The sequence below is a fragment of the Paenibacillus sp. MMO-58 genome, assembly GCF_037146255.1.
Classification (GTDB): Bacteria; Bacillota; Bacilli; order Paenibacillales; family Paenibacillaceae; genus Pristimantibacillus.
In genome coordinates this window covers 497,200-509,273 of record NZ_JBBCVY010000002.1, presented here as the reverse complement: position 1 = coordinate 509,273, position 12,074 = coordinate 497,200, and the positions used below count along the sequence as shown (strand labels likewise).

The following is a 12,074-nucleotide window of genomic DNA, read 5'->3' as shown; positions in this document are numbered from 1 at the left end:
AACCTAACAAAACAAAAATTGTTAGCATAATTAATGACAATAAAAACAAAAAAACTTCATATGAATTTGTTTTTCCAGAAGATATGATGATGATGTAAGCGATACCAAAGTGTGGAACAAAGCAGATGGAAGTTGTTAAATACTAATTGCAGGGGGTAACAACGATGGAAAAAAGATTTGCGGTCTCATTGGTTCTTGCTTTAACGGTAGTCCTCACGGCAGCTTGCGGAGGCAACAATGCAGGTAATAACAATGCGGGAACGGCTACGAATTCCGCCACTAACAATGCTGCAGCTTCTAACGACGCCGGTTCGAAAGATGCTGAAACGACGGATGCTCCAAGCGATCTGAGCGGCACGATTAAAGTACTTACGCAAAGAACGGACTACGTAAACGATGGAACCTTCGACCGGTATGCGGCAAAATTCAAGGAAAAATATCCAAACGCGAAGATCGAATTCGAAGGTCTTACGAACTATGCTACGGACATTCAAGTCCGATTGACGACTGGGGAAGCCGGCGACGTTCTGATGATTCCGGCAGGCCTGGCTACATCGGAGTACAGCAAATATTTCGAACCGCTTCCGGATGAATGGTTCAATAACGTTTATTTCGCGGATAACACGTTGTTTGACGGCAAACGTTACGGTCTCTCGACCGGCGTTAACACGCAAGGTATCGTGTACAACAAGAAAGCATTCGCGGCTGCGGGCATTGATAAAGTGCCAACAACGCTCGATGAGCTTTATGCCGATGCTGAAAAGCTGAAAGCGGCGAAGATCACGCCTCTGTACATGAACTATGGCGCGCAATGGCCGATGGGCAACTGGGGAGATGGCTCCGCTTGGTACGTAAACGGTGACCCGCAATTCGCCACTAAACAAGTATCCGAGGATGCACCGTTCCAATTGGATAACGCTTGGGGCACACTCGCAACGATCGGCCGCACATTCGTTGAAAAAGGTTATGTAGAGAAGGACTTGTACACAAATAACTGGGAAATGTCCAAAGGCGAAGTAGCTAGCGGCAAAGCGGCCATGTATTTCCTTGGCAACTGGGTAATTCCTCAAATTATCGGTGCGGGTGCGGCATCGGAGGATATCGGCTTCTTCCCCCTTCCTTACGATAACAGCGGCAAATATAACGCACCGCTTGGTTCCGACTATTTCGTAGCCGTAAGCAAAGACAGCAAAAACAAAGAGCTGGCAAAAGCATGGGTCGAATTCTTTGTAAAAGAATCCGGTTACGTTGAGGATTCCGGCTTTATGCCAATCGACAAATCGGCGCAATCCTCTATTCCGCAATTGGCAGAGTTCCAAGCGCTGAACCCGACGCTAATCGAAAGCGAAGCAACGGATCCTAAATACAATGAAATCGCGAACAAAGCGCAAATCGGCATCGGTACCGGCGACTACGTTCAAGAGTACATTGTAGCTGATGATCTCAAAACAGCATTCGATAAGCTGAATAAAAAATGGAAAGACGCAAAAACAGCTTTGGGCTACTAAGCTAAAGCTAATCTAATCAAACAGCCTCGCTTCGGGATATGCCGGAGCGGGGTTTTGCATTATTACTAGAAATCGTATGTTTCTCCCGTAACTCTATGAAATGGGCTTCAAGTCAGGCCATTGAAAGAACCAAGCCGTACAAGCCTTCATAAAATGAGATAGCTTCACCATCCATCTATGAGGGGGAAACATGCGATGAGTATCGTTAATTATGTCACGAATAGCGGATTCGAATCGGGGCTGACAGGGTGGGTAACCTCCGGGACAGTAACTCTCAATTCAAGCTACAGCCAGACCGGCTCGAACTCCGCCCAGATTGCAGGAGGGACGGCCGGCTCTTACATCTATAAGCTCGTGAACGTACCTGACAGCAACAGCTTCGAGCTAATGGTCTCGTTGTCGAAGAACGGCTCCGGTCTTGGACCGTCGGTCTTTATTGGCGTCTTTTACTTCACGCCCGGGCTTGTCTATCAGAATACGGGACTTATAGCGACGGTGCCTTCCCGTCTGCCGGACGGCACGGCGAATAACTGGAAAACCGCCTACTTCAATGTGGAGCCTGCCTTCTCGGGAGCGACCGTGGCTCAAATCTTCATTATGAACAGTTTGCTGGCTAGTTCGGTAGACTTGTTCGTCGATGATGTCCAGCTGCTCAACACCGCTTTGGATCTTGGCTGATGCAAGCAAATAAAAAGGGAAGAAACAGGTGCGTCCTGATCTTCCCTTTTCATTTGCCTTGAAGATTTATAATGCAATTATCATTGACGAGTCATTGTAGCTGGAAGGACAACGCAGTAAAATATTGGATAAGCATGATTGGAAAAACGTAGGTTAGCGGTTGGGGGAGAGAGGCTGAGGTGGATACTTCGTTGCTTGTCGCGTTAAGTATTTCATTTGCCATTGTGACGGTGTTTACTCCTGTCTTGATATGGGGGCTGCGCAGCCTGAAGCTGCTTCAGCCTATTCGGGTTGAGCTGCCGGCTGATCATCAGGCCAAACGCGGCACGCCGCTAATGGCTGGACTTATTTTGCTTACCGGCGTGTTTACCTCGGTCTATTTTCATCCCAGTCCGCTTATGCTTTTTCTGGGAGCAACGTTTGTTCTGTTCAGCCTGGTTGGCTTTATGGATGATATGAAGAAGGCGGCCTTTCAGGATCCTTCAGGCATTTCAGGGAAAACAAAGCTAGTATTCCAATTTGCCTTTACGATTCTATTGCTATATATTCTGTTGACTCAATTTCATTTGAGCTCTGATATTCTGCTGCTTCGTAACTTAGCGGTTCATCTGCCGGTGTGGGTATACTTGATACTAATGATGCTGTTTATCGTCGGCTCCGCGAATGCGATTAACTTTACGGATGGGCTCGACGGGCTGCTGATTAACGTCTCGATCCCAACTTATTTTTTCTTCTTTATGATTTCGGACAAAACAGAAATTAAGACCTTCTCGTTAGTTATGATTGGCTGCCTGCTGGGGTTATTCCTATACAATATTTATCCGGCCAAAGCTTTTATGGGCGATACCGGCTCGCTTGCGATTGGCGGTTCGCTTACCTTTCTAGCTGTCATTGAAAAAGTTGAAATTCTTATTCCGATATTATTTTCAGTCTATATAGCGGAACAACTATCGGTCATTCTGCAGGTCTGGTATTACAAGAGAACGAAAAAGAGATTGTTCCGTATGGCTCCGATTCACTACCATTTCAGTTTGAAATATGGCTGGAGCGAAAATAAAATCGTTATTATTTTCGGATTTGTATCTTGGATATCCGCCCTGATCTGCTGGGTTCTATGGAAGTACATGCGATGAACATGCAAAGATAATGGATAAGCACTGACGCCTTAGGGGCTTCAGTACTTATTTTTGTTAGCCAGCAGCTATCTTAATTAAAGACTTCGCTCCAATAATAAACCAACTTGCTTCGCCATAACTTCCGGCGGATGGGGCATTCCGTTTCTGATCCACCACTCAATTACCCCTACATAAGCAGTTCCGGCATACTGCAACATAACATCCTCGCTCAAATCGGTATTTCTGTCGCTTTCCCTGTCAATTTCACCTTTGAAGCCTTCCATAAAAGAGTTCAGCAGCCGGGTTCGGAAAGAGGACGGGGCACCTTTGGCTTCTTTGCTGGCAAGCATCGTGGAGAAAAAAAGATAATTCTCTTCGAAATAGTTGAAATAAGGAACCAGCGCGTCAACCCAATCCATTTCGCATGCCCATTTATCCATTTCTCCCAATTCATTTAAGTGCGTTTCGATGAGTTTATCGAGTAAGTCGTATTTATCCTGATAATGCAGGTAAATCGTTCCGCGATTTAGGTTTGCCCGGTCCGCGATATCCTGAATCGTAATCTCGTCAAAGCTTTTTTCCGACATTAGATCGATAACCGCGTGTTTTAATGATTCCTGCGTTTTAAGAATTCTCCGATCTACTTTGGGCATGAAAATAGTCACCTGGCTTTCGTAAAGATATTTAACATTTTTGTCTTTCGTGTTGATATATCAACATAATCCGAGTTTTTAACCATTGAATGCGATCTTCTAAGTTATATAATAATGAACATGAGTTGATTAAACAATGTGTTTTGTTTATCCAGTTCAATGTTTATTCGAATAGTCTACCGGGAGGTTGAACAATGATTACAGCTCATGCACGCGCAACATTTAGTCAAGAAGGTACTTTCGAACTCACGGCTATCGAACGCAGGGAACTGCAGCCTCGCGATATCCTTATAGAAATCAAGTTTGCCGGAATTTGCCACTCCGATATCCATTCCGCCAGGGGGGAATGGGGGCCTGTACAATATCCTTTTGTTCCGGGTCACGAGATTGCCGGAATTGTCTCTAAGGTTGGTTCGGAAGTAACCAAGTATAACGTTGGCGACCGGGTTGGAGTAGGCTGCATGGTTGATTCCTGCGGGAAGTGCGCAAACTGCCATAAGGGGGAAGAACAGTATTGCCTGGAAGGAATGACCGGTACTTATGGCTCTATTGACCGCTACGGGCAATATACGCAAGGCGGTTATTCCACCCATATCGTCGTAAAGGAAGAGTTCGTGGTTAAAATTCCCGACGCGTTGGCGCTAGACGCGGCCGCCCCGCTTTTGTGCGCCGGCATTACAACGTATTCGCCGCTGCGACATTGGGGAGCCGCTCCAGGCAAAAAGGTTGCCGTTGTGGGACTTGGCGGGCTTGGGCATATGGCCGTTAAGCTCGCTCACGCCATGGGAGCAGAGGTAACGGTATTATCGCAATCCTTGAAGAAGAAAGAAGACGGTCTGCAGCTTGGCGCGGATTATTATTATGCGACAAGCGATCCGGAGACGTTCAAGCAGCTGGCTGGTTCCTTTGATCTTATCGTAAATACGGTAAGCGCTAAGATTGATATTAATGCGTACCTTTCGCTCTTGGCCGTGGACGGTACATTAGTCAACGTTGGTGCTCCATCGGAGCCGCTGCCGGTTCAAGTATTCTCGTTGATTCCTCAGCGCCGTTCATTTGCCGGTTCGTCTATCGGCGGAATTCGCGAAACGCAGGAGATGCTGGACTTTTGCGCTGAACACCGGATTACTCCCGAAATCGAAGTCATTTCAGCCAATCAGATCGATGAAGCTTGGGGGCGCGTATTGGCTTCGGATGTCAGGTATAGATTTGTCATTGACGTCAGCACGATGATGAATCAGTAAGATCTTATTGAACGAATACGAAATGGAGGAATTTTAAAATGACCATCAGAAGAATTGGCTCTCAGCCTTCCGGTAAAGGACCGTTTGATTATTTTACGGGAACGGTGCGTATTGATCCTCTGTTTGAAGCGCCAGACCCTGCACGTGCTGCCGGAGCAAGCGTGACGTTCGAGCCGGGAGCAAGGACCGCGTGGCATACGCATCCGCTTGGCCAGACGTTGATTGTAACCGTGGGCAGCGGACGGATACAACGCTGGGGAGGACCAATTGAGGACATTTTCCCCGGAGACGTAGTCTGGTTCCCGCCGGGAGAGAAGCATTGGCATGGCGCTTCTCCAACGACCGCGATGACTCATATTGCCATACAGGAGCGTCTGGACGGCAAGGCGGTCGAATGGCTGGAGAAAGTAAGCGACGATCAGTATCAAGGCTGATCGGGTGCGACATTATTACATCGTTATACTGGATAACGTCCGCTGCTCCGGAGGCGCCGGAGTTCGCCAATAGATTATTTGAAACGCAAAATAAAGAAGCATGGACGTTTTCCGCTCATGCTTCTTTATTTTTTAGCTTGCGGTACACATTGTGAGATAGGCCGCCGCTGCAAGTTCAATCCGCAGTCAGCTCTAGGCAGGAACCCATAAAGAAAAGCCGGCATAACATGAACTATTGTCAGCAAGAGGGGAGACGGGAAGGAAATTGCATTGGCTTAGTATTTTGGGGATCGGTCTGGCATCTAATTTAGACAATTTGGGAATCGGCTTTTCTTTTGGCACCCGGCGCATAAAAATACCTATTCGTTCTAACCTACTTATTGCCGCCTTATCAACGTTATCCGCTTATATCGCTATAAGATGCGGACATCTCATTGCAACGTATACGTCACCAACCTTTGCGAATGCCGTTGGCGGCAGTATGATTATGGCCATTGGCTTGTGGGCGATAATGAAGTCCCTGATGGCGACAAACAGAAGGAAAGCATCAAATGCTCAAAAATCATATAAGGCGGATCAAGCCGGAGATGTCATCGTAAGTTGGAAAGAAACATGGACGCTTGCAATTGCTCTTTCGTTAAATTGCATTGCCAGCGGATTAGGGGCGGGAGTGACCGGTGTATCGGCTTGGGGTACAACGATTTCGGTAGGAGCGTTCTCGATTATTACCATTGCATTGGGTTCGCGTCTTGGACACGAAATATCCAATACGGTGGTTGGGAAGTATTCCAATGCTATAGGGGGAATAATTTTAATTTGCATTGGTATTTATGAGATGATTATCTAAGCCCGTTGGCCATTATATATCCAATAAGAAAACAGCAGCTTCCGTTATTCCGGAAGTTGCTGTTTTGAATTGGGGCGGTCGGTTTCGTACTCTGCCGTGTTCTTTTTCGCAATTGGCTCATCCTCATTCATCAGGCCATGCATGCCGGATTTAAATTCCCGGACGGTGCGGCCAAGCGCACGCCCAAGTTCGGGAAGCTTTTTGGGGCCGAATAGAAGCAATGCAACAATAATAAGAAGGATAAAGCCGGGCATTCCGATGTCAGCCATCAATGAACCCTCCTAAAAACAATGTAAACGCTATACATAGTATAAACCACAACTTCGCCTAATAGAAAGTGCCGGTATGGACTGGCATGGAAGTTGACAGTGAGAGCGTTGGAACACGGGACTTAACTAAAAATCGTATCAAATATGGATTCGATTTTATCGGCAATATCGAACTGGCCATTGTCAAACTTCCACATAACGATAGCTCCGACCATGGCTGCCGTATAAGCGTCGAAAAGCTTCTTGGCGGATTCAGCGGAATGGATTTCTTGAAGCTCGATAGCTTTATGGATTAAGCTGACGGACTGTTCCTCCGCATGGAGATACGTGTAAAAATGCCGGCCTTCAAGCTCAAATTCGGCCATTAGAATATGGTACATGAAATCATGCCCCACCTGATGAATAATGGCAGCGTAATCCATCGTATGTTTCTTCAAAATCCGTTTAGGAGATGCCAAGCTCATATCAACGGCTATATTTTTTTCGACCTGGGAAGAAAACCAGAATAATAATAAGTCGTTCTTGCTGGAAAAGTGATGGTAAAAGGAACCGCGGGTAACCTTCAGCTGATTGCAAATCATATTAACGCTAACTTGTTCAAAGCCGATTTCCTTGAACATATGAATGGCTAGTTCGCACATATTTTCTTTTGTCGTGATCATTTTTTTTTAACTCCTCAAACGTTTAGTTCATTTGACCAAGGCTAATCTTGGTCATGAACTAAACGTACTTCGTAAGCAGCTCTTAAAGCGGATTATAGCATAAAACGAAAAATAACTTCCTGGTCGGGAAGTTATTTTTTAGTAGGTTTATTAGTCCAGAATCTCCGGATGAGACCACTGCGTAGGAGTCACTTTGCCAACGTGGGAGCCGGCGTCGATCGTAATGGCGGAACCACTGATGTAACGGGCAAGATCGGAGGCCAGGAATAAGGCGACATGAGCCACTTCCTTCGGATCCCCAAGCCTGCCGTTTGGAGAGAGAATCTTCGCGTATTGCTGGATCACTTCTTCGGGTGCGTCTCCCCAGATCGAAGTCCGGATCGTTCCCGGGCAAATGGCGTTGACGGTGATGTTATAAGCGGCATAATCGAGGGCGGCGGTTTTCGTTAATCCTACAACCCCATGCTTGGAAGAAGTATAAATACCCATCGAACTATTGCCCATAATCCCTGCCAGGGAAGCCACATTAATGACAAATCCGCCCGGTGATTTCGACTTCAGGATCGCTTCGATCCCGTATTTCATTCCCATAAATACACCCTTGAGATCAATAGCCGTAATTTTATCGAATTCTTCAATGGAATATTCGTGAATGGGTCTGCTGTCGGCGCTTATGCCCGCATTATTGACGATACCGTCCAATCGTCCGTAAGTCTCAACCGCAAAATCGATTAATCCCCTAACATCCTCTTCTTTGCTGACATCCGCTTTGAAAAAGACCGCATCTCCGCCATTTGACGCAATCTCCCGTACAACTTCCGAGCCCTTGTCCGAATGAATATCGGAGACAACGACCTTCATTCCGTTCTCCGCAAAACAAAGCGCGATAGCTTTGCCGAGACCGTCGGCTGCACCGGTTACAATGGCTATTTTACCGCTTACGCTTGTGAAATCCGTCATGCCAAACACCCCCTCTTATTAAAACATACAGGTGTATGTTTTAATAAGGATATTAGCTTTGCCAGGCAGAACTGTCAAGCATGAGCGTTCCATAGAGGAGGGAATTTTGATTACAGGACGATAAGGACTACAATAATTCATAAAAAAGACCCGGTAAAAACTTAAAAAACACGATTTCATTATCGATTATGCTTAATTTACACTTCCGTGTAATCGGTTACAAACATGGACGAAGGCGGGTTGCATATGGAGCGAAGAGGCTGGCTGCGAAGGGCAGCATTATTGATCCGAAATATGAGATTCCAGAACAAATTAATGGCAGGGTACCTTTTGGCCTGCGTCATTCCTCTGCTTGGAGTAAGTACGCTTATTTTTCATAAATCGGCGGAAGGGCTTGAACAATCCTCACAGGAATTCGCTTCCTTGTATACGTCCCAAATCAGGACGACATTAAACGAATTTATTGATGAGTATGACAAGGTTACGAAGTCGGTGCTGGTCGACAGCGAAGTGATTTCCAAGCTTGGTAAAGAGCGGAACTTATCCATGGACGAGTTAATTATTCAAAGAGTGGCTATTCAAAGATTACTGATGCGCATTACTTTACTCAAGCCGGCTATAGGAACGGCTATATTAATCAGCAAGGAGAACAATGTGTACCAATACACGACAACAACAAGCAGAGTAAACGAAAGGATGCTGTTATCGCGGGACTGGTACAAGCAGCTCCGCAGCTCGGAGGAAACTTTTTTTATTACCGGCTTGCATGACCGTTCCTATTACGAGGATAAAGGCGCGGGTGCGGTAGTGACGGTAGGACGAGTGCTGTTCAGCTCCGACGGAGCGTATGCGGGCATGCTTCTTATTGATCTGGATCCGTTTGCCCTGCTGCAGCTTGACCCTGATTTTATACTAGCCAGGGATAAATACGGGATCAGCGTCATTATCAGCAATCGCGAGCAGGAGATTGTGTACCATTCCGATGCGGCCAGCGGCCGGTTGTCCTGGGAACAGGTGCTTGACTCCGGAGAGAGATATATCCAGGATGACAGCAGCCATGGGAAGATTATTTTAACCGGGACGACTTCGCAGGAGAAGCTGTTTATCAAGACCGAGATTCCTCGCTCAAAGCTGTTGCAGAAAATCAATCAGATTAAAGCGATGACCGTAATCGCTATTTTGATGAGCTGCCTGGTTATTACGCTTATCTCGCTTGGACTCAGTTATACGATTACGAAACCTATCAAGGCGCTCCGCAGAAGGATGAAGCAGGCGGAGACCGGCCAGTATTTGCCCATCGAACAAGTACAGTCGAGCGATGAGATCGGAAGTCTCGTCCGCAGCTACAACAACATGATTACGACAATCGGAACCTTAATCGAAGATGTGTATATGGCCGAGATCAAGCGGCGTCAAGCCAAGCTTATCGCGCTTCAGAACCAGATTAATCCCCACATGCTGTACAATACGCTGGAATCCATCCGCATGAAGGCTCTGATGAAGGACGACGAGGAAACAGCGGGAATGATCAAGATTTTGGCGCGCATGTTTCGCTTAACGTTGGGGAAAGAAGGCAAGTACCATTCGGTGCGTCATGAATTGGAGTATACGGCCAATTACTTGCAGCTTCAGAATATCCGCTTTGACGATTCTTTCCATTTGCATATAAAGGTCCCGGATGAAATGCTGTCATGCAGCATTATTCCCCTTGTATTCCAACCTATTGTGGAAAATAGCATCAACCATGGATTCGAGGATTACAGCCGGCCATTAAATATCGAGATTGAGGGCATTTGGACGGAAGAAGGGGAGATCCTGATCCGGATAACGGATGATGGGGCAGGAATTTCCTCATGGAAGCATAAGGAGCTGCTCCAAATGCTTGAGGAAGCAGGAGCGGGCAAGCCTAGGCTTGCAGACGCCGAGCTGCCCGAGAATGAAGGCTTAGGCCTGAAAAATATTGCCGAACGCATTAAGCTCCATTACGGCGAGCGGTATTCCCTGACGATTCGTCCGGGCCAGGACCGAGGAACCATTGTGGAAATTTTAATCCCCCGGCTTTAAGTGAATGCTGGATGCGAAGAGACAAGGAGCGGTGTTGGATATGAGGTTGATCTTGGTGGATGACGAAAAAGGCATTGTGGACGGTCTCAAAAAAATGATAAGCCGTTATATCCCGGAATGCGAAGTTGTTGGTACGGCCCACAACGGCGCGGACGGGATCAAGCTTGTTCAGAAAATAAAACCGGATATTGTCATTACGGATATTCGGATGCCTCAGACAGACGGTCTCGATATGATCCATATGGTGCAGGAGGCTGGCGTCCATACAAAGTTCATTCTGCTTAGCGGCTACGCCGACTTCGAATATGCCCGGAGAGGGATGCAGCTTGGCGTGCAATTCTATATCAATAAGCCGGTCGAGGAAGAGGAATTGCGGGACTGTCTGTATAGCGTGATGAAGGCGATTCAAGAGGAAAGGGTGAAGCGCCGGGAAGTCGATGATTTAAGGCAAGAGGTGCACAGCCTTATGCAAGAGAATGCCTTGCGCGATCTGCTGGATATCGGCAGCGAGAACGAGGAAGTAATTGAAGAGCTGCTTCAAATAGCGCGGATTCCGTCGGCAGGCACCTGGTTTGGCTGCATGCTGCTTGAATTTTATGGTTCCGCGGATACCTTGAAGGATTCCGTTATTCAGCAGGTGCTTCTTCAGATTGACCAGATTCTCGGCAAATACCGGGGAGTTTACCGTTTTCGCTATTCAAGCACCCAGATTGCGGTCATTGTGTCTCAAAGCCGCTCGATCGGTTATGCGGACCTGGTAAGCTCGGTGCATCGGTTGAAGGAGCAGGTCTATCAGCATTACGAGCTGTCAATGACGGTTGGAATCGGCACGGTTCAAAAGGGGGCAGCCGGGATCAGCTTGTCATTCGAGCAAGCCCGCCATGCGCTTAGCTATAAGGTAATCAAGGGCGCAAACGCAGTAATCGCCTTTCCTGAACTTGATCATCTGACAGGGCGGAGCGAGCCGGTTCCCGAGGAGATGATTACGAAGCTGGAAGCAGCGCTCGAAAACCTCGACGAGAAGGAAGGCATAAGCCTCATACGCGACATTTTCCGGACGATGGAAGCCAGAGCAGGCATAAGCCCGGCGGATCTTCAACTGCAGTGCTTGAACATTCTTTTATCCAGCGTCCGTAAAATGTCGTTCCAGCAGCTGCAGCAAAATGATTTCCTGGGCCGCCATATTCTGTCGCTGGAGGAGATGTCCAGGTTTCGGACGCTTGAAAGCCTGAAGGAGTGGATGGCTGAGGTCATTCGGAAAATTATCGTATTCAAGCAAGAGCATAACATCCCGAAGAAAAAGGATATTATCGCGGAGGTTAAGGAATACGTCGCCGAGCATTACAGCGAACCGATTACGCTTGCGGATTTGTCCGCGCGTTTCTTCATCAGTCCTTATTACTTAAGCCAGTATTTCAAGCAAAAGACGGGGGATACCTACGTTAACTTTTTGACCCAAATACGGATAAACAAAGCGAAGGAGCTGCTTGAGCGAACCGACTTGAAGGTGTATGAGATTTGCCAAATGGTGGGCTATTCGGATACGCAGCATTTTGCGAGAATGTTTGAGAAATTAATGGGTTACAAACCTAGAGATTACCGGAAACAACTGCCCAAGACGTAATTAATTCGAAAACCTT

The 12,074-nt window shown here is 47.0% G+C and carries 12 protein-coding genes; 8 read left to right on the top strand and 4 right to left on the bottom strand.

The window, feature by feature from the left end:
• Positions 1 to 164 precede the first annotated feature (164 nt).
• The 3 genes from WFJ73_RS08055 to mraY all read left to right on the top strand — a co-directional run bounded on the left by WFJ73_RS08055 (position 165) and on the right by mraY (position 3,319).
• On the top strand, positions 165 to 1,508 hold the full coding sequence (locus WFJ73_RS08055; RefSeq protein WP_336772551.1) for an ABC transporter substrate-binding protein: 1,344 nt from the start codon (positions 165 to 167) through the stop codon (positions 1,506 to 1,508).
• Between the two features lie 195 nt (positions 1,509 to 1,703).
• Positions 1,704 to 2,186 (top strand): NTTRR-F1 domain, encoded by a 483-nt coding sequence (locus WFJ73_RS08050; RefSeq protein WP_336772550.1) that lies wholly within the window; start codon positions 1,704 to 1,706, stop codon positions 2,184 to 2,186.
• Positions 2,187 to 2,365: 179 nt separating this feature from the next.
• Positions 2,366 to 3,319: a phospho-N-acetylmuramoyl-pentapeptide-transferase gene (gene mraY, locus WFJ73_RS08045; RefSeq protein ID WP_336772549.1), complete on the top strand. Its 954-nt coding sequence runs from the start codon at positions 2,366 to 2,368 to the stop codon at positions 3,317 to 3,319.
• Positions 3,320 to 3,396: 77 nt separating this feature from the next.
• On the opposite strand, the gene WFJ73_RS08040 is transcribed toward mraY, so the two are convergent.
• Positions 3,397 to 3,954: a TetR/AcrR family transcriptional regulator gene (locus tag WFJ73_RS08040; RefSeq protein WP_336772548.1), complete on the bottom strand. Its 558-nt coding sequence runs from the start codon at positions 3,952 to 3,954 to the stop codon at positions 3,397 to 3,399.
• Between the two features lie 194 nt (positions 3,955 to 4,148).
• Between WFJ73_RS08040 and WFJ73_RS08035 the strand changes: the two genes are divergently transcribed.
• The 3 genes from WFJ73_RS08035 (at position 4,149) to WFJ73_RS08025 (ending at position 6,479) form a co-directional block, all read left to right on the top strand.
• On the top strand, positions 4,149 to 5,198 hold the full coding sequence (locus WFJ73_RS08035) for an NAD(P)-dependent alcohol dehydrogenase (protein ID WP_336772547.1): 1,050 nt from the start codon (positions 4,149 to 4,151) through the stop codon (positions 5,196 to 5,198).
• A gap of 38 nt (positions 5,199 to 5,236) precedes the next feature.
• Entirely contained in the window at positions 5,237 to 5,632 is a 396-nt protein-coding gene (locus WFJ73_RS08030; protein ID WP_336772546.1) for a (R)-mandelonitrile lyase, read from the top strand.
• 265 nt (positions 5,633 to 5,897) lie between these two features.
• Complete coding sequence (locus tag WFJ73_RS08025) at positions 5,898 to 6,479, top strand: manganese efflux pump (protein ID WP_336772545.1); 582 nt, start codon at positions 5,898 to 5,900, stop codon at positions 6,477 to 6,479.
• Positions 6,480 to 6,523: 44 nt separating this feature from the next.
• On the opposite strand, the gene WFJ73_RS08020 is transcribed toward WFJ73_RS08025, so the two are convergent.
• From WFJ73_RS08020 to WFJ73_RS08010, 3 genes are all read right to left on the bottom strand, one after another.
• Positions 6,524 to 6,748 (bottom strand): twin-arginine translocase TatA/TatE family subunit, encoded by a 225-nt coding sequence (locus WFJ73_RS08020; RefSeq protein ID WP_336772544.1) that lies wholly within the window; start codon positions 6,746 to 6,748, stop codon positions 6,524 to 6,526.
• A 122-nt stretch (positions 6,749 to 6,870) separates the two neighbouring features.
• Positions 6,871 to 7,410, bottom strand: a complete 540-nt coding sequence (locus tag WFJ73_RS08015) for a TetR/AcrR family transcriptional regulator (protein WP_336772543.1) — start codon at positions 7,408 to 7,410, stop codon at positions 6,871 to 6,873.
• A gap of 150 nt (positions 7,411 to 7,560) precedes the next feature.
• A complete protein-coding gene (locus tag WFJ73_RS08010) occupies positions 7,561 to 8,370 on the bottom strand; it encodes an SDR family NAD(P)-dependent oxidoreductase (protein ID WP_201001020.1) in 810 nt (269 codons plus the stop codon).
• 246 nt (positions 8,371 to 8,616) lie between these two features.
• Between WFJ73_RS08010 and WFJ73_RS08005 the strand changes: the two genes are divergently transcribed.
• Positions 8,617 to 10,434 carry a sensor histidine kinase gene (locus WFJ73_RS08005; protein ID WP_336772542.1) on the top strand — a complete coding sequence of 606 codons (1,818 nt, stop codon included), beginning with the start codon at positions 8,617 to 8,619 and terminating at the stop codon, positions 10,432 to 10,434.
• Between the two features lie 40 nt (positions 10,435 to 10,474).
• Positions 10,475 to 12,058, top strand: a complete 1,584-nt coding sequence (locus WFJ73_RS08000; protein ID WP_336772541.1) for a response regulator — start codon at positions 10,475 to 10,477, stop codon at positions 12,056 to 12,058.
• Positions 12,059 to 12,074 lie beyond the last annotated feature (16 nt).

What these genes read in the sequence shown, in the direction of transcription:
- WFJ73_RS08005 (WP_336772542.1), top strand. Translation starts at nt 8,617, where the DNA reads ATGGAGCGAAGAGGCTGGCTGCGAAGGGCAGCATTATTGATCCGAAAT.
- WFJ73_RS08000 (WP_336772541.1), top strand. Translation starts at nt 10,475, where the DNA reads ATGAGGTTGATCTTGGTGGATGACGAAAAAGGCATTGTGGACGGTCTC.
- WFJ73_RS08050 (WP_336772550.1), top strand. Translation starts at nt 1,704, where the DNA reads ATGAGTATCGTTAATTATGTCACGAATAGCGGATTCGAATCGGGGCTG.
- WFJ73_RS08030 (WP_336772546.1), top strand. Translation starts at nt 5,237, where the DNA reads ATGACCATCAGAAGAATTGGCTCTCAGCCTTCCGGTAAAGGACCGTTT.
- WFJ73_RS08040 (WP_336772548.1), bottom strand. Translation starts at nt 3,954, where the DNA reads ATGCCCAAAGTAGATCGGAGAATTCTTAAAACGCAGGAATCATTAAAA.
- WFJ73_RS08015 (WP_336772543.1), bottom strand. Translation starts at nt 7,410, where the DNA reads ATGATCACGACAAAAGAAAATATGTGCGAACTAGCCATTCATATGTTC.
- WFJ73_RS08055 (WP_336772551.1), top strand. Translation starts at nt 165, where the DNA reads ATGGAAAAAAGATTTGCGGTCTCATTGGTTCTTGCTTTAACGGTAGTC.
- WFJ73_RS08020 (WP_336772544.1), bottom strand. Translation starts at nt 6,748, where the DNA reads ATGGCTGACATCGGAATGCCCGGCTTTATCCTTCTTATTATTGTTGCA.
- WFJ73_RS08010 (WP_201001020.1), bottom strand. Translation starts at nt 8,370, where the DNA reads ATGACGGATTTCACAAGCGTAAGCGGTAAAATAGCCATTGTAACCGGT.
- WFJ73_RS08035 (WP_336772547.1), top strand. Translation starts at nt 4,149, where the DNA reads ATGATTACAGCTCATGCACGCGCAACATTTAGTCAAGAAGGTACTTTC.